Source organism: Klebsiella sp. Lac1 (assembly GCF_009825425.1).
GTDB classification, from domain to species: domain Bacteria; phylum Pseudomonadota; class Gammaproteobacteria; order Enterobacterales; family Enterobacteriaceae; genus Klebsiella; species Klebsiella electrica.
On sequence record NZ_VJZJ01000001.1, the window covers coordinates 1,240,729 to 1,266,006 of the forward strand.

Sequence of the window (25,278 nt, forward strand, 5' to 3'; positions counted from 1 at the left end):
CATTTTTACGCGATAATGCCTGTGGCAGCAAGCGATGTTTGGCATTTTACGTCTGTTGACGAACGATTCCGAGGGCGATTTTCAGACGATTCATCCAGCCACACGCTCCGCTCCACGCCAGAATGTCGATGATCTGCGCATGGGAAAGCCCATGTTCAGCGAGGGGCGTTAATTGCGCCGCGCTAAAACGGTCGGGCGCCCGGGTTAAAAGCTGTACCGCCTGCAAGATGCTGCGCTCAGCGGGATGGTTTTGTGCCCAGGACTCAAGCGCGCGATCGTCGTTGCGTAGCGCATCAACAAGCTGCGGGGAAACCGTTCCGCTTTCGGCCCAGGCATTAAAGCAGCTGGCGCTACCGTTGATGCGCGCGGTCATCAGCGCCACCAGCGAAGCAAAAGGCTGATTCACGCGCAACCGGGTGAGTAATTGATGTTGGCTGCTGAGAAGGGTTTCGTGGACGGCAAGCAGCGGCGCCAGCCCGGACAGACCTGGATGCGCTAGCCAGTCGGCCAGCAGCGCCTGGCGTTCGTCACTGGCATAGCGGAGGTCGGTATCGTTGATGTCGGGCGCCCAGGTCAGTTGACCGATCGTAAAATCGTCGGACGGCGCATCTTCCTGCTGCGGCATTCCTGGCATCCAGCGCACCGGGAAGCCGAGACCAGCGTGGAACGCGGCAATTACGCGCGCCTGGAAGCCGACAAAACCGACAATCTGATTAATGAGAATCATATCGCGACTGGTTAACCCGACCTCATCCAGTTGGCTGCGGGAAAGGGTGTTAATGACCGATGGCGAACCGGCCAACTGGCGGGCATACTGGGTCATTTGCGCCAGCCGGCGGTTGCTCTCGCGTGAAGAGTCTGGTCCCGGCAGCGGCGCCAGTCGGGCGGCATAATGGTTACACAGCCGCTGCACGCCATACACCTGAGCGACGGTCAGCGCGGTGCTCAGCCGGTCATAGGCGCTAACGGTTTGTAAACGATTGACGACGACCGAGGCGGGAAAGAGCGCGTCGGCCAGACATCGCGCTGGCGTCAGCCAGCCCGCATGCGCGCGAAGCCACTCTTCCGGTAACGTCAGATCGAGTAAAAAGCGATCTTCGACATGGGCGGCTTCAGGGACGAGCGGCAACACATCCACCGGGCAGATGGTTGACTGGGTTTCATGATACCAGTGGTTTTTGCCATAAACGCGGCGTTGCTCCATGGGCGTTCCTTGATCGGTAGGTGGCGGGCCGCACTTCCGTGGGCCCTGTATGCGTAACTATCCTGGCGTAACCCCGAAGCGGGAGAAAATATTGATACGTGCTAACAAATAGCTGTTTGGAATAACAGGGGGGAATGTTCGTCTCTGGAATGCAGAGAATGCAGAGAATGCAGAGAATGCAGAGAATGCAGAGAATGCAGAGAAGTGAGGAATGTGGCGAAGGCAATCCCTCCTCACCGACGTGAGGAGGGAAAAGAACTTATTTCAGTTCCAGTTCGTTCATGGCCGCGATGCTGAAACCGCCATCGACGTGAACGACTTCACCGGAGATACCGGCAGACAGGTTGGAGCACAGGAAGGCTGCGCTGTTACCCACGTCTTCGATAGTCACGGTACGACGAATCGGGGTAACCGCTTCGCAATGCGCCAGCATTTTACGGAAGTCCTTAATGCCGGACGCTGCCAGCGTACGGATTGGACCCGCAGAGATGGCATTGACGCGCACGCCTTCCGGACCCATCGCGTTCGCCATGTAGCGCACGTTCGCTTCCAGAGACGCTTTCGCCAGGCCCATAACGTTGTAGTTAGGAATCGCGCGCTCTGCGCCCAGGTAGGAGAGCGTCAGCAGGGCGGAACCCGGGTTCAGCATACCGCGGCAGGCTTTCGCCATCGCCACGAAGCTGTAGGCGCTGATATCGTGAGCGATTTTGAAACCTTCGCGGGTGACCGCGTTGACATAATCGCCGTCCAGCTGGTCAGCCGGCGCAAAACCGATTGAGTGAACGAAACCATCAAATTTCGGCCAGACTTTAGTCAGTTCAGCGAACAGAGCGTCGATGCTCTCATCTTCCGCCACGTCGCACGGCAGTACGATGTTGGAACCCAGTGCCGCGGCAAATTCTTCCACACGACCTTTCAGTTTTTCGTTCTGATAGGTGAACGCCAGTTCAGCCCCTTCACGGTGCATTGCTTGCGCAATACCGTAGGCGATGGACAGTTTGCTGGCAACGCCAGTGACCAGAATGCGCTTACCGGAAAGAAAACCCATAGCTTTAATCCTTATCGTTATTGCTTATTTTTACTTTAACAATCATGAAGTTAAGTTTGTTATTTCAAAATAACTCAAATTTAGCCGGGAATTATATCCCACTGACGACCCCTTGTGTCACGATATTTTCGTGCGGTAACACGTAATGATAATCGGACACACTCCAGTATATCACCGGATAGCAGGCTCGTTTTACGCCGCTCGCCCGGCGTTCGGCAGGCGAGCGGCGGGGGATGCGGGCCAGCAGAAACCGGCTTCGGATGAGCGCGGAATCCGTGCGCCGGGCAACAGCCTCTGCCGGCAGTTCCCTGACTGCGCTTACCGGCAAGCTGCCAGCATTTTGCAACACCCGGGTTATGTCGTCGCCATTGTCCCCGGCGTTGCGGCAGGGAAGAGCGCTCAAAGGCCGTTATCTTCGCCGTTTCCCCCTCGTTTGTCGCTTAGTGTAAATTTTTAGTTACACGCAATTTTCAATTTGATCACAAATTATTTACAGTGCAGCTCACAAATCCATCATCGGGAGCGTGTGCTGCTTTGTTAATGCTTGTATATACATGCTCTGTCATCTGAATTTTACCTCCGACTGGCAACCCCAGAACGGCATGACTTAAATGAATCAGGAGAATTACCATGAAGCAGAGCATCACTTTTCGCCAGGTCTGTCTGACAACCCTGTTCTCAGGACTCTTGCTCTGCGGCAGCACGGTCAATGCCAAAGAGTGGAAGTCCATCACCATCGCAACGGAAGGGGGTTATGAGCCCTGGAACCTGACGCTGCCGGGCGGAAAGCTGAGCGGCTTTGAACCCGAGCTGATGGCCAATCTCTGCCAGCGCATGGGCATTGAGTGCAAACTGGTGGTGCAAAACTGGGACGGGATGATCGCCGGACTCAACGCCGGGAAATACGATGTGATCATGGATGCCATCGTCATTACGCCGGAAAGAAAACAGGTGGTCTCCTTCACGATCCCCTACGCCGCAACACCGGCGTCATTTATCGCGGTAAAAGGCACGTTGCTGCCGCCAGCGACGGGGGCCAACCACACCATCAAGCTTAACGATGATGACAAAGCGATTCAGGCAGCGATTGCGCCATTAAAAGCGGCCCTGAAAGGCAAAACGATTGGTATCGCTTCCGGCACCGTCTATACCCCGTTTATCGACAAGTACTTTAAAGATGTGGCCGATATTCGCGAATACAGCAATTCAGCTGACGCCATTTTGGATCTCCAGGCTGAACGTATTGATGCCGTCTTTGACGATATTACCTTCGCCAACTCCACGCTTGCCCGCCCGGAAAACAGCAACCTCAACTTCAGCGGCCCGCAGCTGAGCGGCCCCATCTGGGGCGAAGGCGAAGCGCTGGGCGTCCGTCACGCCGATGCCGATTTAAAAGCGAAGCTGGATACCGCGATTAAGGCCGCGCTGGCGGACGGAACGGTGAAAAAGCTGAGCGAAAAATGGTTTAAAAGCGATGTCACGCCATAAGTGAGGTTGGAGATGCTGAGTCTGCTGAGTTTTGGTGACAACGGTTGGGGAACGCTCATCCTGAGCGCGACGCTGACCACGCTGCTGCTGTCTCTCGCCGCGTTAGCGGTCGGTGCCGTGGTCGGCGGCATCATTGCCGCCGCAAAACTGTCGTCACACGCCCCCGTCCGCTGGTTTGGTTCGGCCTATTCGGTCGTATTCCGCGGGATTCCTGAACTGCTGGTTATTTACCTGTTCTATTTTGGCGGTTCAGGGCTGGTCTCGGCGATTGGCCAGCTGTTTGGCGCCGACGGCTTTATCGAGGTCCCGCCGTTCCTGATTGGCTCGCTGGCTATCGGCTTGATTTCCGCCTCGTATCAGGCTGAAGTTTACCGCGCGGCGCGCCTGGCGCTGATGCCCGGCGAAGTCGAGGCGGCGTCGGCAATCGGCATGCCGCGCTGGCGGATTTTTCAGCGCATCATGCTGCCGCAGATTGCCCGCTATTCGCTGCCGGGGCTGGCAAATGTCTGGCAGATGAGCCTGAAAGATTCGGCGCTGGTCTCGGTGACGGGGATTGCGGAGTTAATGCGCGCCAGCCAGATTGCCGCCGGCTCCACCCGCGAATACTTCCTGTTCTATCTGATTGGCGGCGGCTGCTACCTGCTACTCACTCTGGCGTCCAACCGGGCGTTTATGCGAGCGGAACTGCGCCTGAATCGCGCCTGGCTGCGTCGCAGCGCGGCTCAGGCTTAAGGAGAATCTATGTTTATCGACATTGCCTTTCTCAGCGATACCTTCCTCAAGCTCTGCGCTGCGCTGCCGGTTACGCTGGGGCTGTTTATCTGTTCTTTTCTCTGCGGCGGCATACTGGCGGTGGGGGTTCTGGCGCTGCGCATGAGCCGCTGGCCGCTGCTCAGCGGTTTTGCCAAAGGCTACATTCTGGTGTTTCGCGGTTCGCCGCTGCTGATCCAGCTGTTTCTTATCTACTACGGGCTGGGGCAGTTTGGCGTGATTCGCCACAGTTTTTTGTGGCCGCTGCTGCGCGAACCGTTTATCTGCGCGGTGCTGGCGCTGGCGCTGTGTACCGCCGCTTACACCGCTGAAATCCTGCGCGGCGCGCTGCTGGCGGTGCCTTCCGGGCAGATCGAAGCCGGACAGGCCTGCGGGATGTCCCGTTTTTTGCTGCTGCGACGCATCATCGCCCCGGTGATGCTGCGCTATGCGCTGCCGGCCTACTCGACCGAGGCGATTTTGCTGGTGAAATCCACGGCGCTGGCCAGCCTGGTGACGGTGTGGGATGTGACCGGCGTGGCGCAGCAAATTATCCAGAGAACTTACCGGACGATGGAGGTGTTTCTCTGCGCCGCGGTTATCTATTTGCTGCTCAACTTTATCATCGTACAGCTTTATGCGCTGCTTGAGCGTCGTCTGACGCCGCATACCCGGCAAACCCCTGCCACCGTATCACTCAAACCGGCCGCCAAAGGAGAATAGTATGCACGATCCCCGTCCCGTGACGCTGTCCGTCAGCGATATCCATAAATCCTTTGGTTCACTCGATGTGCTGAAGGGGATTTCCATCCAGGCGCAAAAAGGCGATGTGATCTCGATTCTGGGCGCCAGCGGTTCTGGTAAGAGCACGTTGTTGCGCTGCATCAACCTGCTGGAGACGCCCGATGCCGGCGTGGTCAGCGTGGGAGGTGAAACCATTGAGATGAAGCACCATGCGCGCGGCCACCGTTTAGCGGCCAACCCTAAGCAGATCGAGCGCCTGCGCTCGCGGCTGGGGATGGTGTTTCAAAGCTTTAATCTGTGGTCGCATATGACGGTGCTGCAAAACGTGATTGAAGGGCCGCATTACGTCCTCAAGCGCAGCAAACAGGAGTGCATTGAGCAGGCGGAAAAGCTGCTCGACCGCGTCGGTATGCTGAACCGTAAGGATTTCTACCCGGCCCAGCTCTCCGGCGGTCAGCAACAGCGTGTGGCGATAGCCCGGGCGCTGGCGATGGATCCCGAGGTCATGCTCTTTGATGAGCCGACATCGGCGTTGGATCCGGAACTGGTGGGCGAAGTATTAAAAGTGATGCGCAGCCTGGCGGAAGAGGGGCGCACGATGCTGGTGGTCACGCATGAGCTGGGATTTGCCCGCCATGTTTCCAACCGCGTGGTGTTTATGCATCAAGGCACCATCGACTGCGACGGTCCGCCGGAGGCGCTTTTTGGCGCGCATGGGTCGCCGCGTTTTCAGCAGTTTATCTCCAGCCACCATCAGCCAGGGCAAGCCGTATGAGTCAACAGGTGTTGTGGGGCGATGCCCCGTTATGCTGGCAGGATGTCGTGCGGGTCGCCAGAGGCGAGGCGCAGCTGGCGCTCAGCGCCGATGCCTGGGAGCGCATCGCGCAGGGGCGGGCGATTGTTCAGCATATTATCGACGCGGGGCAGGTAGCCTACGGGATTAATACCGGCCTCGGCGCCTTGTGCAATATCACGCTGCCCGCAGAGCAACTGAGCCAGCTATCGCGCAATACGCTGCTCAGTCACGCCTGCGGCGTCGGCCCGCTGCTCGACGACGCGCAGACGCGAGCCATTATGTGTGCCGCTGTCGCCAACTACAGTCATGGTAAATCCGGGATTTCCTGCGCCATCGTGCAACAGCTGATTGCCTTCCTGAATCAGCACATCACCCCGCAGGTGCCTTCGCAAGGTTCAGTGGGCTATCTGACGCATATGGCGCATATCGGTCTGGCGCTGATGGGGACGGGTGAGGTGAGCTGGCAGGGGCGGGTGCTACCGGCCGCCGAAGCGTTGGCGCAGGCGGGGCTTTCCCCCATTTCACCGGGGGCGAAAGAGGGATTAAGCCTGGTCAACGGGACGCCGTGTATGACCGGGATGGCCTGTCTGGCCCTCGACGATGCACGCTGGTTGCTGGACTGGGCCGACGTCACCGGTGCCATGAGTTTTGAAGCGCTGCGCGGCCAGATTGTGGCGTTTGATGCCGGGATCCTGGCATTGAAGGCCAGTCCCGGCATACAGCATAGCGGAGCCCGACTACGCCAGCTGTTGGCCGACAGCCCGCTGTTGAGCGCCAGCGAGGGGATACGCACTCAGGATGCGCTCAGCCTGCGGTCCATGCCGCAGGTGCACGGCGCCTGTCGCGATCAGTTTGACCATGCTGAGCGGCAAATTAACACCGAGCTGAACGCCTGTACGGATAATCCGTTGATTCTCGGCACCCTGGAGAGCTGGCGCGTGGTGTCGCAGGCGCATCCGCATGGCGAATCGGTCGCTATGGCCTGTGATGTGCTGGCGATTGCGATGGCCGAGCTGGGCGCTATCGCCGAGCGGCGTCTGGATCGCCTGGTCAACCCGTTAATCAGCGGTCTGCCGGCGTTTCTGGTGGCGAAACCCGGCGTCAACTCCGGCATGATGATCGCCCAGTACGTGGCGGCCTCGCTCTGCGCGGAAAACAAGCAGCTGGCGCAGCCGGCGGTGCTCGATAATTTTGTGACCTCGGCGCTGCAGGAAGATCATCTGAGTCTGGGGACCGGCGCCTCGCTAAAGCTACAGCGCCTGCTGGATAACCTGTATCAAATCATGGCGATCGAGTATCTGCTCGCCGCGCAAGGGCTGGAGTTTCATGCGCAGGACATGTTGGCCGCCGGCACGCGTCATGCGTTGGCGCTGCTGCGACAGCATGTGGCGACATGGGAAGACGATCGCTGGCTGGCGCCAGAAATAGCCAAAGCGGTTGCGACTATAAAGAACCATCGCGCAGACTGGCTGGCATAGCGGCGGGATGGTCCACCGCGGTCAATAACAATGCGCTATCGCGAGGCAGCCTGTGGTCGGTTTTATCCGTCGGCGGCTTCGCGTGCGGCCTGTCGCGCGCCGTTCCCGGACCTGAGCTGTCTTACCCGCCGCTGGCGCGGAAGGTTATTTACCGTCTTTGCGCCAGGCATCGGCGGTCAGCGCCTCGCCAAAGTGTCCGGCAATCAAGCGGCGGGTGAGGTCATGCAGCGGTGACGCCAGCACGTCGGCGGTGCTGCCGCGTTCGACGACCTCGCCCTGATGCATCACCAGTACCTGATCGCTGATATGCTTCATCATCCCCAGATGCTGGGTTACGTAGATATACGAAATCCCCTGTTTCTCCTGTAATTCCAGCATCAGGTTGATCAGCTGCGAACGCATCGACATGTCCAGCGACGCCAGGGCTTCATCGCAGATGATCACTTTCGGGCGCAGAATCAGCGCGCGCGCGAGGCCCAGACGCTGCTTCTGGCCGGGAGCCAGCATATGCGGATAGTAGCTTACGTGGTCCGGCAGCAGGCCAACCATCCGCAGCGTCTCAATAATCTGCTTCTCCCGCGCTTCCGGTTCGAGATCGGTATTCAGGCGCAGCGGGAAGTCGAGGATCTGCGAAATACGCTGTCGCGGGTTCAGCGAGGTCGACGGGTCCTGAAAAATCATGCGGATACGCTGGCTGCGGAAAGAGTAGTCGCCGAACGTCAGCGGATGATCGTCAATCAGCAGCTCGCCGGATGTCGGCTCGATCATGCCCGCCAGCATTTTCGCCAGCGTTGATTTTCCCGAGCCGTTCTCACCAATAATCGCCAGCGTCTGGCGCTCGCGCAGCGTAAAACTGAGCGGTTTCACCGCTTCCACCATCTGACGACGAAACCAGCCGGTACGGTAGCGAAAGGTCTTACTCAGATTACGCACTTCGAGCAATGTTTCGACCATTTCACTCTTTCTCCATGTTTAGCGGGAAATGACAGGCGTACAGATGCGTTCTGGCTCCGGTCAGACGCGGCGTTTCAATGCATTCACGCTGCGCATAGGGGCAGCGCGGCCCAAGACGACAGCCGATCGGCAGCTGTTCGAGCAGGGGAATGGCGCCCGGCAGCGTATTCAGGCGACTTTTATGCGGGAGCGCGCTGCCAAAATCCGGGATCGCGCGGATTAATGCCTGGGTATACGGATGATGGGGCGTGGTCACCAGCTCTTCGCTGGGCGCCGTTTCTACCGTTTGTCCGCAATACATGACATTGATTTTATCCGCCCATTTGCTGAGCATCTGCATATCGTGGCTGATCAGCAAAATGGTGGTGTTATTGTTCTGGTTCAGACGGGTAAGCAGGCGGATGATTTGTGCCTGGGTCGTCGGTTCCATGGCGTTGGTCGGCTCATCGGCGATCAGCAGACGCGGCTGGTTGGCGAGGGCGATGGCAATCATCACCTTCTGGCACTCCCCGTCGGTTAATTCGTAGGGGAAACTGCGCATGGTGTCTTTGTGATCTTTAATGCCGACGCGGTGCAGCAGTTCGATGGCCCGGCGTTTCCGCCAGCCGATACGCTGCCACCAGCGGCCTTTAAAGGTCCAGCCGGGGATATTCTGCATTAACTGCAGGCCGATACGCTCCGACGGATCGAGACAGGACTGCGGCTCCTGAAAGATCATCGACACGTTGTGGCCAATCAGCTTGCGGCGCTCGCGGCTGGAGAGACGTAAGAGATCGATATCATCGAAACGCATACGGTCGGCGGTGACCCGCCAGTTGTCTTTGGTGACGCCACAGATAGCTTTGGCTATTAAGCTCTTACCGGAGCCGGATTCGCCCACCAGACCACGAATTTCACCTTCCGCAAGGGTCAGGCTGACGCGGTCGACGGCTTTAACCCAGCCTTCGTTGGTTTTGAACTCAATGGTTAAGTTGCGAATATCGAGTAACGGCATTTATTCCACCCCGGCGATAATGGCGCGGCGGATCCCGTCGCCCAGCAGGTTGACCAACAGGACGCTGATCATAATCGCCGCGCCGGGTAGCATGACCGCCCATGGCGCGACGTAAATCAGCTCCAGCGCGTCGCCCAGCATCGCGCCCCATTCCGGTGAAGGAAGCTGGGCGCCGAGGTCGAGAAAGCCCAGGGCAGCGATATCGAGAATCGCCATGGATAACGCGCGGGTGATCTCCGTGACCAGCCCGGAGGCGATATTCGGCAACACCGCGAACCAGAGAATATTTAATGTCGACGCGCCGTCGAGACGGGCGGCAATGACGTACTCTTTTTCCAGCTCATCATGCACCATGCTGTAGACCGAGCGCACGATCCGCGGCAGCAGCGCCAGCCAGACGGCGAACATCGCGTGGCTCAGATGCGGCCCGGCGAAAGCCACGACAATAATGGCCAGCAGCAGCGACGGAATCGACAGCAGGGTATCGAGGATATGGTTCAACATCGCCGACAGCAGGCCATGGGTTGAACCGGCAACGACGCCGAGCACCAGACCAAACAGCGTGGCCGCGAAGGTGACGACAAAAGCGCCGCCGACGGTCGGCGCCGCGCCGCTCAGCAGACGGCTCAACACATCGCGACCGAGATCGTCGGTTCCGAGGAAGAATGACACTTCGCCATAGCGCGACCATGACGGCGGCAGCAGCTGGTAGCCAAGAAACTGCTGATCGATCCCATAAGGAGCAAACCAGCCGCCGAAGACGCACAGCAGCACCAGACCCGCGCAGCCGTACAGGCCGATCATCGCGGTCGTATCGCCGTAGAATTTTCGCCAGACGGTACGCAGCGCCCCGGGCGGACGCTTTTCCAGATACACGCTATCGTAGGGCATAGGAATCCGTTTTATGTTCGTTAATCATGCTTGACGTCTTTTTAATGTTTCCGCTTTCTGAGCGGCTTTGCCGCCCGTTTTCGCTTTAAATCTGTTTCGCCCGGACAACCCTGAAGGTTCTCAATCTGCAGAAAATGCATATGCTCATGCGTCTATGGTCTGCACAATGCACACAGGCTCGCTGATACTGAGTTAAGAAAGGCCTTCGGCAAGAAAATCGATGTCATTTCAACTGCTCACGGAGTGAATGTCAGGCTCTCTATAACCGGCAGTATAACATTCTTTAGCGCTACGGATGGAACGACGAGGCGGTAGCGCTGACGACTGGCGATTATCCGAGCGTATCCTTAGCTCATGCCAGGGCGCTCAGGCGGCAATACCGATCCTGAGCGCGGGAGGGACTGGCGCGAGGACGCAAGGCGAAAGCGGGCAAGCAGGCGATTCAGCGGGTGAGCGGTCCTGGTAGCGGACGACAAATCACCGCCAGGGCAACGGCGCTACACAAGGGAAACAGCGCCAGCAGTAGCCACGGATAGATGGCCTGGGGTGAGGGTACCAGCGCCGCATCCAGCAACGGACCAAACAATAAATTACCCAGCAGCACCGCGAAGCCGCCGGCGGTGGCGAGCGCGCCATAGTGCGCGCCAAGCGTCGACTCGTCGGCAAACAATGGGATCAGATCCTTTGCCGAGGGTACCAGCAGCATCTGCCCCAGCGTTAACAGCGTCACAAGACATACCGAGGGGATTAACCGCCACCAACCTTCCGGCGGCTCTGTCGCCGCAAACAGGGCCACGCTCATAAAAGCGGTGGAGAGCAGCAAAAAACCAACCGGTAAGATTTTGACCGCCCCCATTCGTCGCGCGAAGCGCGCAAGCGGAAGCTGGAAGGTAATGATCAGGAGCGAAGCCAGCATAAAAAGTGGGCCGAGATCTTTCTCGCTGCCGCCCGATCGCTGAATCTCCACCGGTAGCGCCAGATAAAGCTGGTTGTAGCTTAACAGCCACGAGCTATAGGCGATGATAAAGGCGACAAAACGCGGCTGGCGGAATGTCGTCCACCAGGGCAGAATTTTTAGCGCCTGTTTGCTGTAACGAGGAGCAGGGAGGCAAAAGTACAGTACCACCAGGGCGCCGACAAAGACGCCTGCTCCAGCGAGCGCCACCTGGCGGAAGCCGAACCCCGCCAGCAGCGCGCCAGCAACCGGGCCCAGCACGGCTCCGAGTTCGCCGCACACGGCAAAAAGGGCGAACCACTCCGCGCGGCTGCGCTTACCGTTCGTCTCGCTTTGCGTTCCCGCTTTTGCCAGTAGCGCTTCAATCGACGGGGAAAACAAGGCACCGCCGATGCCCGTCAGACATGCGCCGAGAATGATGGACCACAGGGAGTGCCCGAATGCCAGCAACAGATAACCGGCGACACGAACAATGCAGCCACACAGGATAACGGCCTTCGCGCCGTAGCGGTCAGAGAGCGCGCCGCCGAGGATAAACATCCCTTGCTGCGAGAAGGTGCGCAGCCCGAGGACCAGCCCGATAACCCCGCCGGAGAGCAGCATATCGTCGCGTAAAAAGATGGCCAGGAAAGGGACGACCGCATAAAAGCCAATGTTGAAAATAAACTGGCTGCCCAGTAAAACGGGCGGCCGAAGCGTTGTGACAGGGCGCAGAGAGAAAAGAGACATGCTACCTGAACCTAAACAATAAAATGAATGTGCTGCTTGCCATGAAAGCGCGAGGTCTCAATTTTCGTTTTCACCCGGAACACTTCCCAGAGAAGCTCTTCGGACAGAATGTCCTGCGGCGTCCCGGTCGCGATGATCTCGCCTTCCTGCATCACAATCAGCGCATCACAGAACATGGCGGCATGGTTGAGATCGTGGATGGCCACAATGCTGGTGACGGGTAGCTCACTAATCAATTGCATTAACTGCATCTGGTGGTGAATGTCCAGATGGTTGGTCGGCTCATCGAGCAGGATTTCGCTGGGGGTCTGCGCCAGCGCGCGGGCAATGTGGACCCGCTGGCGTTCCCCGCCGGAGAGACTCAGCCAGCCCTGCGCGCTTTTTTCCAGCATGTCCACTCTTTGCAGGGCGGCGGTGACGGTCTCGTCATCGTGCGTACTCCAGTTCGAAAAAGGAGAGTGATGCGGAATACGCCCAAGTTTTACTACGTCGCGAACGCGCATATTGGCATCGGTCATGCCGTGTTGTTCAACAAAGGCCACCCGGCGGGCAAACTGCTTTTTGCCCATGCGGGAAATGTCCTGCCCGTCCAGCTTCACGCAACCGGCATCCGGGCGCCGCAGCCCCGCAAGGATGCGCAGAAGTGAGGATTTGCCGCAGCCATTAGGGCCGAGAAGTCCTACGGTTTCGCCACGAGAAACATCGAGCGAGACACCGTTGACGATGACTTTTTTGCCTACCTTCCAGGTAATATTGTCGGCAGAGATACTCATTACTTATTTATTCCTTGAGCGGTAGATAATCACGGCAAAGAAAGGAACGCCGACCAGCGCGGTCACCACGCCGACAGGAAGGCTTTGCGGCGCGATCAGCAGGCGTGAAGCAATATCGGCCAGCACCATCAGGACCGCACCTGCCAGAGCGCTGGCAATCAGCAGCGTACGGTGCAGGGGACCAAAGAAGAAACGCATCATATGCGGAACCACCAGACCAACAAAGCCGATAGAGCCGGCCATACTGACGATAGTGGCGGTGATGAGCGCGGTAACGGTGAAGAGAATCAGGCGCACCCACGGCACGGCGATGCCCAGCGACGCGGCGGCATCATCACCAAAAGTAAAGGCATCCAGCGCCCGGGAGTAGTAGAGGCAAATGGCCAGTCCGGTCAGTACCACCACCAGCACCAGCTGAAATTCAGGCCAGCGCACGCCGCTAAAGCTGCCCAGCAGCCAGAACATCACATCGCGCGCCTGCTGCGCGCTGGCGGAGGTGCTGATGGTATAAGCGGTAATCGCATTGAAGAGCTGGGAAGCGGCAACGCCGGCCAGAATGGTGCGTTCATTACCGCCGCGCGCGCCGTTGGTCAGGAAGGCGACAAAGGCGAAGGCGGCAAACGCCCCGGCAAAGGCACCCGCGGACAGAGAAACCGCCCCGGTACCGATGCCCAACACGACAACCGCAACGGCCCCGGTGGAGGCACCGGCAGAAACGCCGAGCACATAAGGCTCAGCCAGCGCATTCTTCAGCAGGCTTTGCAACACGGCGCCGCAGATAGCTAACCCGGCGCCACAGCAGGCTGCCACCAGCGCGCGGCTCAGACGAAAGTCCCAAATCACGCTTTCATAGATGCGGTTGAGCGGAACCTCGGTCAGGCCCATTTTATTACTGATGGCGTAAAAGACGTTTTGCAGCGGGATCGACAGCTCACCCACACTGACGCCAATCGCAATCACCAGAAATAACAAAACGATAGAAAGCAAAAGCGAGATAGTCAGTAACAGCCCCTGGCGGGGCTGAAGAATAGCGGTCGTCATCAGTTCAGTCCCAGCTTTCTGAGCTGCTCGCCGACCTGTTCAGCACCGTAGATAGTCCGGATGGTCGGGTTCATTGCCTGACCGTCCATGACCACGATATGCCCTTTTTTCACCGCGTCCAGTTGGCTGACGGCAGGATCGCTTTTCAGGAATTTGATTTTTTCCTCAGCGTTATCAAGCGCCCAGCGGTTACGATCGAGGCTGGAGACCACAATCACATCCGGGTTTGCAGCGATAATACTTTCCCAGCTTACCGTCGGCCATTCGGTCTCGGAGGTGATGGCGTTATGCCCACCCAGAACGTTGGCAATAAATCCGGAAGAACTGTTTTTACCGCCGACATAAGCATCAGAAGACGGGGATGCGCTGGAGAACCAAAAAACAAAAGAGAGATCCCGTTTGTTTTTACCGAACTCTTTACGCAGGTCCGCTTCACGTTTTTTGAAATCGGCAATAACGGCCTGGCCACGATCTTCTACGTTAAATATTTTGGCGAAATCTTCAATTTCTTTATAGAGATACGTCATATCCCACAGTTTCTGGCGGCTGCCGTACATATCGCCAGAGGCTTTTTTGGTCGCGCACATGCCAGGGGACACATAGCTGTTCACACCCACGGTCATCAAATCTTCGCGCTTCGCGACCTTACTTTCCGGCCCCAGCAACAGCGGTAACTGAGCCGCCACAAAATCCGGATTTTGCGCAAGCACAGATTCAAGGGTTGGGATTTCAACCGTTAGCGTTTTAATTTTTGCATTCTGTTCAGCCAGCTGCGGCAAGACTTTGGTCGGCCAGAATGCACTGGCGGCCACCTTATCCTGCAGGCCCAGCAGGAGTAAAATTTCAACGGTATTTTGCCCCAGCGCCACGACGCGTTCAGGCGATTTGGTAAATGTCTCTTTATACCCGCAGTTTTCAATGGTCAGAGGATACGTGGTCGCCAGAGCGGAACTGACCGACGCAAACACCATACCTAACGCGCAGATGACCTTTTTCATTAAACGCTATCCTTCATTATTAAAATCGTTTTCAAAAATCCCGGAGCTATTTTAATGCAAATGTAACTCATTACTGAAGCGGGGTTTTATACAATGGCGGATATAGGGTGTCAATGATAGCCCCGGCAGTCGCTATCAAAACATGGATTGCCGGGGCAAACGGAAAGGGCCGATGCGGACGTTTTGGCGGACCACAATCAGTAAAATTTGATGACGAAATTTTATATCAAATTGATTTATATTGAATTAATGTTTTTTATCCCTGCTAGCGCAGGGCATACCATTCCTTATGCTTCAGCGGGTTAGCCATCGCCCCCAAAATATCGGATATTACGTTGACGGTAATCACCAGCGCGCCAATAACCATGACGCCGGCCGAAATGGCGGCGTAATCCTGCTGGCGGATAGCATTGATCAACCAGCGGCCGAGTCCCGGCCAGCTGAAGACCATCTCGGTAATCATCGCCAGAGTCAGCATGGTCGAAAACTGTAGCCCGAGGCGGGGGATAACCGGCGGCAGGGCGTTGTGCAGAACGTGGCGGAGCAAAATCGTCCGCCGCGAGACGCCGCGGGTGGCGGCGGCCTTCACGTAGTTGGCATCAAACACTTCGCTGGTGCTGATGCGCATCAGGCGGATCACTTCGGTGGTGGGGGCGACTGCCAGCGTCAGCACCGGCAGCACCATATGGCGTACGGCGCTGACGATCATTTCATGGCGCCACGGCGAGTCGGAGAGCCAGGCGTCAATCAGCGCAAAACCGGTGACCGTCTTCACCTCGTACAGCAGGTCGAAACGCCCGGAGACCGGGAACCAGCCGAGAGTCAGAGAGAAAAAGAGCGTCAGCAGCAGCGCCAGCCAGAACACGGGAATCGAGAAACCAAGCAGCGCCAGGGCGCTGATCAGCGTATCGGGCCACTTGTTGCGCATAATCCCCGCCAGCAGACCGACGGGGATACCCACCAGCAGCGCGAAGCCAAACGCGAGGATACACAGCTCCATGGTGGCCGGGAAAACCTCTTTCAGCTGTTCGGAAATCAGCTGACCGTTAATGCTGGAGACACCGAAGTCCCCGTGCAGCAGCCCGCCGAACCAGAACTGCCAGGCGTTCCACAGCGAGGCGCCCTGCAACGGGGCGTGGGGGGTAAAATAGCTCAGGCTGAAGCCGACGAAGGTCAGGAAAAAGAGCGTGACCAGCAGTAGCAGCAGGCGGCGCAGGGTAAAAATAATCATGGTTTTTTCACCTCGTCTTTTTTCACCTCATCTTTTTTCTCCCGCGAGACCCCCGCAAAGGAGGCGTTGCCAAACGGACTCAGTATCAGACCTTTCATATCATAGCGGTAGGCCTGCAGACGCAGCGATGAAGCCAGCGGCAGCACCGGCAGCTCACGAGCGAGGATATGCTGCGCCTCTTTATAGGCTTCAATGCGCGACGCCAGTTGCTGGGAGCGCAGGGCCTTTTGCAACACGTCGTCAAATTCGCGATTGCACCAGTGGGCGAAGTTGGTCTGTGAGGCAATGGCCGCACAGCTCAACAGCGGGCGGAAAAAACTATCCGGGTCGTTGCTGTCCGTGGCCCAGCCGGAGAGCGTCAGATCGTGGTTCATGTCCATCAGCCGGGCCTCCTGGAAACGGCCTTCGACTGGCACAATAATCACCTTCACGCCAATTTGCGCCATGTCCGCCTGAATCAGCTCGGCGGTCTTCAGCGGGCTGGGGTTCCAGGCCTGTGAGCTGGTGGGCACCCAGAGCTTAAGCGTCAGATTCTCCAGCCCCAGCGCTTTGAGGCGCTCGCGGGCTTCTTTCGGGTTGTATTCGGTAATTTTAGCGTCGTTATCGTAGGCCCACGAGGCGCGCGGCAACATCGAGGCGGCGGTTTCCGCCGTCCCGTAGTAAATAGACTGCATCAGACGTTGGTTATTGATAGCCAGCGCCAGCGCATGGCGCACTTCCGGTTTATCCAGCGGTGGCCGGGCGGTATTGAACGCCAGCCAGGCGATATTCATTCCCGGGCGCAGGGTCAGACGCAGACGGGGATCGTCGCGTAAAATGGTCAACTGGCTGGCGGCAGGCCAGGCCAGAACGTCGCACTCCCCGGTGAGCAGTTTCGACAGGCGGCCGGTGCCGCCGGAACCGAGGTCGATCACCACCTGCGGCATCAGCGGTTTGCCGCGCCAGTAGTCCGGGTGACGCTGCAGGCGTACGTACTGCCCGGCGCGATACTCTTCAAGCTGGAACGGGCCGGTACCGACCGGCTGGCGGTCAAGCTGTTCCGGACGATCGGCTTTGGTCAACTGCGCGCCGTATTCCGCAGACATGACCGATGCATAGTGGGTCGCCAGGTGCCAGAGGAACGAAGCATCCGGGTGCTTCAGGCGAAATTCGACGGTCTGGTTGTCCAGCTTGCGCACGCTTTCTACGCTGTCGGCGAACTGTAAACTGTCGAAATAGGGGAAGCTGCTGCCGTTGACGCTGTGCCACGGATCGTCGCGGTTAAAAATACGACTGAAGGTGAAAATCACATCGTCAGCGTTAAAGGCGCGGCTGGGCTTAAACCAGGGTGTCGACTGGAAAGGGACGTGGCTACGCAGATGGAAGCGGTAAGTCGCGCCGTTATCCAGGACTTCCCAGCTTTCGGCCAGTTCAGGGACCAGACGGTAGGTATAAGGATCGACATCCAGCAGGCGATCGTATAGCTGGGCGGCTAAGGTGTCGACAATCAGACCGCTGCTGACTTTCTGCGGGTTAAAGGTATTAACCTGGCCGCTTACGCAGTAAACAAAGCCGCTATCGCGAATATCGGCATTCGCGGGCAGCGTGGGCGCGGCAAGAGCCTGCCCGCACAGCAGCGACGCTACTGCGAGAAGAGAAGATATTTTCAGGCGCATAATGTTTTTATGATGACGGAGCGGTGCTCCATCTTATTAATATTGAATGACATATTCCATCACCTTCAACGCTCACAGGGATACTATCACGGCGACGGCGCCGGTTCGCATGCCTGTCACGCCGCTACGTCGAGTATACCTCGTAAAATCACCCGGCGTTTTAATCCGCCATCCCCCTGAATAAACGAACAACGCGCACGAACGTATGGGGCTGCCGATCGTGATGCTGCAAAGGGGGTTACGGATTGATATTTATCAAAAACCTGAGGGTATGGTGCTCTTTCAGGCGCTTCCCGGCATATTCATGCGCTGTATGGCGGATAATGAAACATGGTATCTTTTTATCGCCACTTTCTCCAGTTGGCTGTTCGTTCGCCGACGCTTACAGCGCAAGTAAGCGGTTATATCGACCAATGTAGTCCCTGGGGGTGATTTCGATAGCCTTCCCGCCCCGATGGGTGGCAACAAAGCTACGCAGCACCAGCCCGCTATGCTTCTCGCTAATTTCCCAGCCCTGATCCCGGTAGGAATTCAGGGTTGAACGGATACATAAATCGGAGAAGATCATCATCACGGAGAGGGCGGGCGATCGATGGTTTTTCATTGTGTGGGTCAAACTGACATGGGCCGCATAGCGACTAAGAGTATGAATATTAACCGGAATCATGTGCATTTTCAGTCCATTGAACGATGATGCGCAGACTATAATTCACATTGGTAGATCTTACCAGTTACAAGTAATTTACCCGGACGGGGTGACTTCGCTGGTGGCGAGGCGGGATAATGCGGGCGGTCTGGCGACCTGCCCGCAGTGTTTATGCTCTGTCAGGCGAGCGATTGCGACAGATTTGCCAGCGCGAATTTAAGCACGCTGTCGCCGTTGAATGAGGCGTAGGGCAGGCTCTCAATAACCGCAATCTCCTGCTTATCTTGCAGCACGTTAGCGATTTCATCCTTTTTATATTGAATATGCGGTGCCACCAAAACGGCGTGGTAGGCTGGCGCAACGCTAAACACATTCTCCAGGCCTACGGCGCTAATTAACAGCTTCAGACCCTGAGCATCCGCTATTTTTTGCATTTTCTTCGCTAAGATGTTTGCCGTCTCGCCTGACAGGCAACATATCAGTAACTTTTTCACGGTTTTATCCTCGATGGAGTAGCGAAACTACCTTATTCCGCTTCTGTCGGAGAAAATGCGTGGCGCATCAATTTTGTCTGACAAATTTATCCGCACGGCGAGACAGGCGAGAGAAAAGTGCGGCCGCGCCAGCGAGCGCGCGAGTGCTGGTTTTGTGACGGTGTCACTTTTCCAGTGCAGACGACGCCGATTGTCCAGCAGGCCCGGTCCGCCTGGCTGCCCATTCGGCGCTCCATGATGGTGTTTACCCCGGCTACCGAAGCGAGCCGGGTGAAAATCCATGATGGAATACAGTAAGGGAAACAGTGATCCGATGGGGGCGAGATTAGCCACTGAGCGGGGTAAATTCGTAGAGAACCAGGGCGTTGCTTTCCAGCGAGTCGACGACATGCCAGCCGTTTTCCGGCCGCTCCTCTGAGACGCTCAGCGCCGGGCGCGCCCGGTGCATTATCCAGTGATAATCCTCTTCGTCCGGCCCGCTCTGGCTGCGGAATGTGTCAAAAAGGGGGAATAACGCCCCGTGATGGCGATCGAAAAGATGCTGTTTAACCCGCCAGCGGCCCTCAAGTCCCGATAGCTGCACGCTATAGGGCTGGCTGAAGCGTTGGATAAAAGCCTCTTCGCTGGAGAGCCAGGGGTTGAACACCACCGTATTACGTAACAGCAGCTGATAATGTTCCCCGTGGCGTAACAGCAGCAGATTTTTGTCATTCACCAGTACCTCGCCACGCAGTCGCCGCCACAGCCACAGCACCCAGTAAACCGGGCGCGGGAGGCCGTGCAGATAGTGCAGCGCCAGGCTTGAGGTATCCAGCTTGCCGTTGGCCCGCGCTTCGCCCTGCAGGCCAGAATTGAGCCAGAACCCGGCCAGCCACACTTGATCCGCCAGCCCCAGCAGGTTATCCATCAACAGCGCGCCGCGAAAGAAACGGCCGTTGGTGTCGCGGGTGTTGCCGGTCAACGTATTCCAGGAGAGCAGCCAGACGGGGAGCGAAAGCTGGCGCAGGGCGCTGTGGATCTGGCGCAGTTTATGTACCGGGTAGTTTTCGCTGGCGGCCAGCCTGCTGCTATCGAGCTGGGCCAGATCCAGCAGTTCGTTCGCGTCGGCCTGGCAGGCGAGAAAACTGGCTTCGCTCAACAGCGGCGAACGCAGCAGCGGGTCTTCAGCAATGGCGCTCTCCGGGAAGCGATGCCAGATCCCCAGCTGCGGCTGTGGCAGTATCGCCCGCAGCGTGTCGCGTTGCTGTTGCCAGGCGTGTTGGCGCGCCTCTTCGCTGGCCTGCGCTGACCAGTGCCAGACAAATCGCCAGCTGGCGAGCGTCGCCGGGGGGAAATGATTCGCGGCGAGGCGTAAAAAACGCTGGAGCAGATCGCAGCGGGTGGTCAGCCCGGTATGCAAAATCAGCCCCCAGCCCATGCTGGACAGCCAGCTGAAAATTTGCTGCAGCTGGTACCAGCAGGCATAGCCAGCCATCTGCGGATCATCCCAGCCGGTGGCGAACAGTCTGCTGCTGAGAAACGGGTCGTTAATATCAATCGCATAGACCGGCAGAGTAGTGTGCAGCCGTTCCAGTTCGCGGCGGACATCCTCACGCAATAAATCATCCAGCTCGCGGACGGTGATAACGATGCGGGTATGGCGCAATGGTGTGGCCCGGCGCGGCAACTGGCGCAGATCAATCTGGCGGGTCTGCTGCGGATTTAGCCGCGGCGGAGGATTATCCCAGCCGTTTTTCTCCGGCTCATTCAGCCGGGCATAGAGGCGCTCCACGGCCACCGGCTGCCAGATATCGCTCGGGACGGAGCGTAAACGGCCGGACTCCGGCGCAGCCTGCGGATGCTGCTGGCGAAACTGACGCGGGGTTTGCTCATGCAGACGTTTAAACAGATCGCTCATGATGCGGGTGCTGGCGAACCCTTGCTCCTGGGCAATCTGCTGCACTGGCTTGCGGGTGGTGAGGAGCTGTTCCGCCGCTTTATTGAGACGCAGAGCGGTGATGTATTGCACAAAACTTACGCCGACTTCTTTACGAAACAGGCGCGACAGCCAGGCTTCGGAGACAAATTCGGCGGCGGCGACATCGTGCAGTGAAAGCCTCTGCTGATAGTTGGCGTCGATCCGCGCCACCACCCGGGCGATGCGGCGGCTCCACTTCTCCGCTCCGCGCTGTGTCCCGGCGATGACGGGCCGGGTATAGCGCGTGGCCAGCAGCAGGGCGATTTCACTGAGCCAGCGATTGGCCTCCAGGCGGTAGCGGGACTGGTGATTCACCAGTTCAATGACCAACAGCTGGCGTAGCAGATGGCGCAGGTTATCATCGGCATCGCGGGTCGCGTCAGAAATCTGGTAGTCGACGGCGAAAAAATCACCGTCAAGGCGCGTCAGCCAGCCGCAAGACAGGGTCAGCAGCATCACCGCATTGGCCGCCGACGCGCTCAGGCTCCAGCGCTGATGACGGTTCACTATCGCCAGGTCGCCAGCATGCAAAGGCTGGCGGAGATCGCCGTCGTGCAGCCCGACGTGGCCTTCCAGCACCCACAGCAACGTTAATGCCTCGCTATCCTGCTGGCTGTACTGACGAATATCGCGCACCGCGACGCTAAAATCGCCTGAATAGTGTTCCACCGTCACGCCCCCTCAAAGACAAAAAACAACAGGTCGTTTTTTGTCATAACCGATTTGTATGAAAAACACTCATGAATAATCCGTCAATATAAAACAAAAAACAGCGCATAGGCGGCTTTTTAACCGCATAAACTCGGAAGTGTCGCGCAAACCCAATGAAGGAATAACAAAAATGACACATCCACTTATTGAGGCCTTACAGGTTAATGAAGCGCAGTTTATTGCCCTGCGTCGCCAGTTCCATCAGCAGCCGGAGATCGGCTTCGAAGAACATCAAACCAGCGATGAAGTCGCTCGCCTGCTGGCCGAATGGGGTTATGAAGTGCATCGCGGTCTGGCGGGAACCGGCGTGGTCGGGACCCTAACCGTCGGCAGCGGTCAGCGCCGCCTCGGCCTGCGCGCCGACATGGACGCGCTGCCGATGCAGGAAGCGAGCGGTAAAGCCTGGGCCAGTCAGGTCGATGGCCGTTTTCACGGCTGCGGTCATGACGGGCACACCACCACGCTCCTTTACGCCGCCGAGTATCTGGCGCGCACCCGGCAGTTTAATGGCACGCTCCAGCTGATTTTCCAGCCCGCGGAGGAGCTGCTGTACGGCGGTCGGGTCATGGTGGAAGACGGCCTGTTCGATAAATTCCCCTGCGACCTGATCTTTGGCCTGCACAATATGCCGGGGCAAGCGCTGGGGAAAATTGGCCTGCGCGACGGTGCCATGATGGCCTCCTCCGACACCCTGCATATTGAAGTTAAAGGAGTCGGCGGACACGGGGCGGTACCGGAGCATACCGTTGACGCCACGCTGGTTGCCTGTCACATCACGCTGGCGCTGCAATCCATCGTTTCGCGCAATATCACGCCATTTGAACCGGCGGTGGTGACCGTCGGCAGTATTCAGGCGGGACATGCACCAAACATTATCAACGATAAGGTGCTGATGAAACTGACAGTCCGCACGCTGAACGAGCAGGTGCGGGAAACGATCCTGCAGCGCATTCACGGTATTGCCGTTGCCCAGGCGGAAAGCTTCAACGCCACCGCCACCTTAACCCACGTCAACGGCAGCCCGGTGCTGAAAAACGACCCCGCCGCCAACCAGATGGTGCGCGAGGTGGCGACGTCGCTGTTTGGCGACGCGCAGGTCGGGGAGGTGAACGCGTTTATGGGCAGCGAAGATTTTGCCTTTATGCTCGAACATAATCCGCACGGGTGTTATTTCACTATCGGCGCCGGAGATGAAGCGGATCGCTGTATGGTGCATAACCCCGGCTATGATTTTAACGACGAAATCCTGCTCAAGGGCGCGGCGCTGTGGTGCGGCCTGACGGAACATTATCTGCGCTAACGACCCGCCACCGTGAGGACCCTGTTATGAGCTCTGTATCTCTGAGCGACACACCGTTTGTCGGCACCGATCGCCTGCTGGCGGGCATCGTGCTGAGCATGCTGACCTTCTGGCTGTTTGCCCAGTCGGTCATCAACGTCGTGCCGGCAATGAAAAGCAGTCTGGATATTTCCCTTGAGACATTGACGCTTGCCGTCAGCCTCAGCGCGCTCTTCAGCGGCTGTTTCGTCGTCGCCAGCGGCGGGCTGGCGGATAAGTTTGGCCGGATGCGCATGACCCATATTGGCCTCGGATTGAGTATTGCCGGCAGTGCGCTGCTGATCCTGGCCCAGGGGCCAGGGTTGTTTCTCGCCGGGCGCGTTTTACAGGGGTTGTCGGCGGCCTGCATCATGCCCGCCACCCTGGCATTAATTAAAACCTGGTATGAAGGCAAGGCCCGCCAGCGCGCGGTGAGTTTCTGGGTTATCGGTTCGTGGGGCGGTAGCGGGCTGTGTTCATTCGTCGGCGGCGCCATCGCCACCGGGCTCGGCTGGCGCTGGATCTTCGTCTTTTCCATTGCCGTTGCGCTGGCGGCGCTGCTGCTGCTTCGCGGCACTCCGGAAAGCCGTAGCGCCGGCGCGCAGCAGCAAAAGCTGGATATCAGCGGCCTGTTGAGTCTGATTGCGTCGCTGGTGCTGTTGAATCTGTTTATCAGTAAGGGGCACGGCTGGGGCTGGAGCAGCGGCCTGTCGCTGACGATGTTTGCCGGTTCGCTGCTGGCGGCGGGGGTTTTCATCCGCAGCGGCCTGCGCAAAGGGGACGCTGCGCTGATTGATTTTGCGCTGTTTCGCAACCGGGCCTACAGCGCTGCCGTGCTGTCAAACTTTCTGCTTAACGGCGCGATTGGCACGATGATGATCACCAGTATCTGGCTGCAAAAAGGGCACAATATGAGCCCGCTGGAGACCGGCGGCATGACGCTGGGTTATCTGGTGACCGTTCTGGCGATGATCCGCGTGGGAGAAAAGCTGCTGCAGCGCTATGGGGCGAGGCTGCCGATGATGACCGGGCCGCTTTTAACCGCCGTGGCGATTGTGCTTATCTCCTGCACCTTTCTCGATAAGTCGCTGTATATCGTCACCGTCTTTTTCAGCAACGTGCTGTTTGGCCTCGGGCTGGGATGCTATGCGACACCCTCTACCGACACGGCGGTCGTCAACGCGCCGGAAAACAAAGTGGGCGTCGCCTCGGGGATTTACAAGATGGGCAGCTCGCTGGGCGGCGCGATGGGAATTGCGGTGACAGCGTCACTTTTCGCTCTATTTTTACCGCTCGGTATGGCCAGCGCCGCGCAGTATGCGCTGTGGTTTAACGCGGCGATGTGCCTGGGGGCCACGCTGGTCAGCGCCCTGATGCTGCCGCGCAGGTCTCACAGCTGATGTTTTTTGAGCAGCGCCCGCAGCTGGTGGTAGGTTAGCCCGAGCAGCGCCGCCGCCTGTTTCTGATTGTACTTCGCCTGCTGCAGACTGGTCTGCAGCAGGTTTTTTTCTTGTTGCTGCTGGAAGGCTCGCAGATCCAGAGGCAGCGCTGGCCCGGCGGGATTCGCGGCAACGTCTGCGGAAGGCGACTGCAGCGGCAGAGGTTGATGAAAAGGATTAATGATGATGTTGTCCAGTTCGCTGTCGCTGGTGCCGTGGCGATAGACCGAGCGCTCCACCACGTTTTTCAGCTCGCGTATATTCCCCGGCCAGCGGTAGCCGAGCAGCGTTTCGCGGGCGCGGTCGCTGAAGCCGGGAAACAGCGGTAGCCCCAGCTCACGACACATCTGGATAGCAAACTGATTTGCCAGCAGCATAATGTCGCTCTGTCTGTCGCGCAGCGGCGGCAGCTGCACCACATCGAAGGCGAGGCGGTCGAGAAGATCGGCGCGGAAATGGCCGGCCTCAACCATCTGCGGCAGGTCGGCGTTGGTGGCGCACACCAGACGCACGTTGACCTGCAGCGGCTGACTGCCGCCCACGCGCTCCAGTTCGCCATATTCAATCACCCGCAGCAGCTTTTCCTGGACCAGCATCGGCGCTGTCGCCAGTTCATCCAGAAACAGGGTTCCCCCGTCGGCGCGCTCAAAGCGCCCCGGATGACGCTTGCTGGCGCCGGTAAAGGCGCCAGCTTCATGACCAAACAGTTCGCTATCCAGCAGGTTTTCATTCAGCGCCGCGCAGTTGAGGGAGATGAACGGTCCCTGCCAGCGCGAAGAGAGAAAGTGCAGGCGGTTGGCGATAAGCTCTTTACCGGTACCGCGCTCGCCAATGACCAGCACCGGCTTGTCCAGCGGCGCCAGCCGCGACACCTGTTCCAGCACCTCGAGAAAGCTGTTCGCTTCTCCGAGCAGATTGTCCTTGTATTCCGCCATGATGAAATTCGCCATTTAATCGTGTGATTCACCAGGTTACTCTAGCAAC

Annotated in this window: 23 protein-coding genes and 1 pseudogene; 9 read left to right on the forward strand and 15 right to left on the reverse strand. The window is 58.1% G+C overall.

The genetic code is table 11. The features are described from left to right. Positions 1-46 precede the first annotated feature (46 nt). On the reverse strand, positions 47-1,204 hold the full coding sequence (locus tag FNY10_RS05910) for a carboxymuconolactone decarboxylase family protein (RefSeq protein WP_131050196.1): 1,158 nt from the start codon (positions 1,202-1,204) through the stop codon (positions 47-49). 259 nt (positions 1,205-1,463) lie between these two features. Beyond that, positions 1,464-2,252, reverse strand: a complete 789-nt coding sequence (gene fabI / locus FNY10_RS05915; protein ID WP_100683915.1) for an enoyl-ACP reductase FabI — start codon at positions 2,250-2,252, stop codon at positions 1,464-1,466. 630 nt (positions 2,253-2,882) lie between these two features. Between fabI and FNY10_RS05920 the strand changes: the two genes are divergently transcribed. From FNY10_RS05920 to FNY10_RS05940, 5 genes are read left to right on the forward strand one after another with little or no spacing between them, the layout of a single operon-like run. After that, entirely contained in the window at positions 2,883-3,740 is an 858-nt protein-coding gene (locus FNY10_RS05920; RefSeq protein WP_141964806.1) for a transporter substrate-binding domain-containing protein, read from the forward strand. A 12-nt stretch (positions 3,741-3,752) separates the two neighbouring features. After that, a complete protein-coding gene (locus tag FNY10_RS05925) occupies positions 3,753-4,472 on the forward strand; it encodes an ABC transporter permease (RefSeq protein WP_160703652.1) in 720 nt (239 codons plus the stop codon). 9 nt (positions 4,473-4,481) lie between these two features. Further along, a complete protein-coding gene (locus FNY10_RS05930) occupies positions 4,482-5,213 on the forward strand; it encodes an ABC transporter permease (RefSeq protein WP_141964804.1) in 732 nt (243 codons plus the stop codon). A 1-nt stretch (position 5,214) separates the two neighbouring features. Beyond that, positions 5,215-6,009, forward strand: a complete 795-nt coding sequence (locus tag FNY10_RS05935; protein WP_131050192.1) for an ABC transporter ATP-binding protein — start codon at positions 5,215-5,217, stop codon at positions 6,007-6,009. Beyond that, positions 6,006-7,508 carry an HAL/PAL/TAL family ammonia-lyase gene (locus FNY10_RS05940; protein WP_160703650.1) on the forward strand — a complete coding sequence of 501 codons (1,503 nt, stop codon included), beginning with the start codon at positions 6,006-6,008 and terminating at the stop codon, positions 7,506-7,508. The genes FNY10_RS05935 and FNY10_RS05940 overlap by 4 nt, the downstream gene beginning before the upstream one ends. Before the next feature lie 144 nt (positions 7,509-7,652). Here the strand turns inward: FNY10_RS05940 and sapF are convergent, their stop codons facing one another. From sapF to sapC, 3 genes are read right to left on the reverse strand one after another with little or no spacing between them, the layout of a single operon-like run. Continuing rightward, positions 7,653-8,462: a peptide ABC transporter ATP-binding protein SapF gene (gene sapF / locus FNY10_RS05945; RefSeq protein ID WP_004861112.1), complete on the reverse strand. Its 810-nt coding sequence runs from the start codon at positions 8,460-8,462 to the stop codon at positions 7,653-7,655. Position 8,463: 1 nt separating this feature from the next. After that, positions 8,464-9,456 (reverse strand): putrescine export ABC transporter ATP-binding protein SapD, encoded by a 993-nt coding sequence (sapD, locus tag FNY10_RS05950; protein ID WP_131050190.1) that lies wholly within the window; start codon positions 9,454-9,456, stop codon positions 8,464-8,466. After that, positions 9,457-10,347, reverse strand: a complete 891-nt coding sequence (sapC, locus tag FNY10_RS05955) for a putrescine export ABC transporter permease SapC (RefSeq protein ID WP_131050189.1) — start codon at positions 10,345-10,347, stop codon at positions 9,457-9,459. Positions 10,348-10,506: 159 nt separating this feature from the next. On the opposite strand from sapC, the pseudogene FNY10_RS26790 reads away from it, so the two are divergent. Beyond that, positions 10,507-10,733: pseudogene (locus FNY10_RS26790) on the forward strand (Arm DNA-binding domain-containing protein); the annotation flags it as partial. 56 nt (positions 10,734-10,789) lie between these two features. Here the strand turns inward: FNY10_RS26790 and FNY10_RS05960 are convergent. The 6 genes from FNY10_RS05960 to sapA form a co-directional block, all read right to left on the reverse strand. Further along, on the reverse strand, positions 10,790-12,031 hold the full coding sequence (locus FNY10_RS05960; protein WP_160703648.1) for an MDR family MFS transporter: 1,242 nt from the start codon (positions 12,029-12,031) through the stop codon (positions 10,790-10,792). A gap of 11 nt (positions 12,032-12,042) precedes the next feature. After that, positions 12,043-12,804 (reverse strand): ABC transporter ATP-binding protein, encoded by a 762-nt coding sequence (locus tag FNY10_RS05965; RefSeq protein ID WP_131050187.1) that lies wholly within the window; start codon positions 12,802-12,804, stop codon positions 12,043-12,045. A gap of 3 nt (positions 12,805-12,807) precedes the next feature. Continuing rightward, positions 12,808-13,845, reverse strand: coding sequence for a FecCD family ABC transporter permease (locus FNY10_RS05970; RefSeq protein WP_131050186.1), 1,038 nt, complete (start codon positions 13,843-13,845; stop codon positions 12,808-12,810). After that, the gene (locus FNY10_RS05975) at positions 13,845-14,843 is read right to left on the reverse strand and encodes an ABC transporter substrate-binding protein (protein WP_160703646.1); all 999 of its coding nucleotides are present in this window, start codon (positions 14,841-14,843) and stop codon (positions 13,845-13,847) included. Before FNY10_RS05975 ends, FNY10_RS05970 begins: the two co-directional genes overlap by 1 nt. Before the next feature lie 265 nt (positions 14,844-15,108). Further along, positions 15,109-16,074, reverse strand: coding sequence for a putrescine export ABC transporter permease SapB (gene sapB, locus FNY10_RS05980; RefSeq protein WP_160703644.1), 966 nt, complete (start codon positions 16,072-16,074; stop codon positions 15,109-15,111). Further along, on the reverse strand, positions 16,071-17,729 hold the full coding sequence (gene sapA / locus FNY10_RS05985) for an ABC transporter substrate-binding protein SapA (RefSeq protein ID WP_131050184.1): 1,659 nt from the start codon (positions 17,727-17,729) through the stop codon (positions 16,071-16,073). Before sapA ends, sapB begins: the two co-directional genes overlap by 4 nt. Before the next feature lie 205 nt (positions 17,730-17,934). Here sapA and FNY10_RS05990 point away from each other — a divergent pair, with 205 nt between their 5' ends. Beyond that, the gene (locus tag FNY10_RS05990; RefSeq protein ID WP_131050183.1) at positions 17,935-18,126 is read left to right on the forward strand and encodes a hypothetical protein; all 192 of its coding nucleotides are present in this window, start codon (positions 17,935-17,937) and stop codon (positions 18,124-18,126) included. On the opposite strand, the gene FNY10_RS05995 is transcribed toward FNY10_RS05990, so the two are convergent. From FNY10_RS05995 to FNY10_RS06005, 3 genes are all read right to left on the reverse strand, one after another. Then, positions 18,112-18,333: a hypothetical protein gene (locus FNY10_RS05995; RefSeq protein WP_227699348.1), complete on the reverse strand. Its 222-nt coding sequence runs from the start codon at positions 18,331-18,333 to the stop codon at positions 18,112-18,114. The genes FNY10_RS05990 and FNY10_RS05995 overlap by 15 nt on opposite strands. Before the next feature lie 221 nt (positions 18,334-18,554). Further along, positions 18,555-18,869: a PTS sugar transporter subunit IIB gene (locus tag FNY10_RS06000; RefSeq protein ID WP_131050182.1), complete on the reverse strand. Its 315-nt coding sequence runs from the start codon at positions 18,867-18,869 to the stop codon at positions 18,555-18,557. A gap of 325 nt (positions 18,870-19,194) precedes the next feature. After that, positions 19,195-21,495, reverse strand: a complete 2,301-nt coding sequence (locus FNY10_RS06005; protein WP_160703642.1) for a helix-turn-helix domain-containing protein — start codon at positions 21,493-21,495, stop codon at positions 19,195-19,197. Between the two features lie 172 nt (positions 21,496-21,667). On the opposite strand from FNY10_RS06005, the gene FNY10_RS06010 reads away from it, so the two are divergent. Then, positions 21,668-22,837 carry a M20 aminoacylase family protein gene (locus tag FNY10_RS06010; RefSeq protein ID WP_160703640.1) on the forward strand — a complete coding sequence of 390 codons (1,170 nt, stop codon included), beginning with the start codon at positions 21,668-21,670 and terminating at the stop codon, positions 22,835-22,837. Between the two features lie 26 nt (positions 22,838-22,863). Beyond that, positions 22,864-24,255: an MFS transporter gene (locus FNY10_RS06015; RefSeq protein WP_160703638.1), complete on the forward strand. Its 1,392-nt coding sequence runs from the start codon at positions 22,864-22,866 to the stop codon at positions 24,253-24,255. On the opposite strand, the gene pspF is transcribed toward FNY10_RS06015, so the two are convergent. Further along, positions 24,246-25,244: a phage shock protein operon transcriptional activator gene (gene pspF, locus FNY10_RS06020; RefSeq protein ID WP_160703636.1), complete on the reverse strand. Its 999-nt coding sequence runs from the start codon at positions 25,242-25,244 to the stop codon at positions 24,246-24,248. The genes FNY10_RS06015 and pspF overlap by 10 nt on opposite strands. Positions 25,245-25,278: the final 34 nt, after the last annotated feature.

Coding starts and splice junctions, on each gene's coding strand:
- FNY10_RS05975 (WP_160703646.1), bottom strand. CDS start 14,843: ATGAAAAAGGTCATCTGCGCGTTAGGTATGGTGTTTGCGTCGGTCAGT.
- pspF (WP_160703636.1), bottom strand. CDS start 25,244: ATGGCGAATTTCATCATGGCGGAATACAAGGACAATCTGCTCGGAGAA.
- sapA (WP_131050184.1), bottom strand. CDS start 17,729: ATGCGCCTGAAAATATCTTCTCTTCTCGCAGTAGCGTCGCTGCTGTGC.
- FNY10_RS05960 (WP_160703648.1), bottom strand. CDS start 12,031: ATGTCTCTTTTCTCTCTGCGCCCTGTCACAACGCTTCGGCCGCCCGTT.
- FNY10_RS06010 (WP_160703640.1), top strand. CDS start 21,668: ATGACACATCCACTTATTGAGGCCTTACAGGTTAATGAAGCGCAGTTT.
- FNY10_RS05925 (WP_160703652.1), top strand. CDS start 3,753: ATGCTGAGTCTGCTGAGTTTTGGTGACAACGGTTGGGGAACGCTCATC.
- sapD (WP_131050190.1), bottom strand. CDS start 9,456: ATGCCGTTACTCGATATTCGCAACTTAACCATTGAGTTCAAAACCAAC.
- FNY10_RS05970 (WP_131050186.1), bottom strand. CDS start 13,845: ATGACGACCGCTATTCTTCAGCCCCGCCAGGGGCTGTTACTGACTATC.
- FNY10_RS05995 (WP_227699348.1), bottom strand. CDS start 18,333: ATGAAAAACCATCGATCGCCCGCCCTCTCCGTGATGATGATCTTCTCC.
- FNY10_RS05935 (WP_131050192.1), top strand. CDS start 5,215: ATGCACGATCCCCGTCCCGTGACGCTGTCCGTCAGCGATATCCATAAA.
- FNY10_RS05990 (WP_131050183.1), top strand. CDS start 17,935: ATGGGGCTGCCGATCGTGATGCTGCAAAGGGGGTTACGGATTGATATT.
- fabI (WP_100683915.1), bottom strand. CDS start 2,252: ATGGGTTTTCTTTCCGGTAAGCGCATTCTGGTCACTGGCGTTGCCAGC.
- FNY10_RS05940 (WP_160703650.1), top strand. CDS start 6,006: ATGAGTCAACAGGTGTTGTGGGGCGATGCCCCGTTATGCTGGCAGGAT.
- sapB (WP_160703644.1), bottom strand. CDS start 16,074: ATGATTATTTTTACCCTGCGCCGCCTGCTGCTACTGCTGGTCACGCTC.
- FNY10_RS06015 (WP_160703638.1), top strand. CDS start 22,864: ATGAGCTCTGTATCTCTGAGCGACACACCGTTTGTCGGCACCGATCGC.
- FNY10_RS05930 (WP_141964804.1), top strand. CDS start 4,482: ATGTTTATCGACATTGCCTTTCTCAGCGATACCTTCCTCAAGCTCTGC.
- sapC (WP_131050189.1), bottom strand. CDS start 10,347: ATGCCCTACGATAGCGTGTATCTGGAAAAGCGTCCGCCCGGGGCGCTG.
- FNY10_RS05920 (WP_141964806.1), top strand. CDS start 2,883: ATGAAGCAGAGCATCACTTTTCGCCAGGTCTGTCTGACAACCCTGTTC.
- FNY10_RS05910 (WP_131050196.1), bottom strand. CDS start 1,204: ATGGAGCAACGCCGCGTTTATGGCAAAAACCACTGGTATCATGAAACC.
- FNY10_RS05965 (WP_131050187.1), bottom strand. CDS start 12,804: ATGAGTATCTCTGCCGACAATATTACCTGGAAGGTAGGCAAAAAAGTC.
- sapF (WP_004861112.1), bottom strand. CDS start 8,462: ATGGTCGAAACATTGCTCGAAGTGCGTAATCTGAGTAAGACCTTTCGC.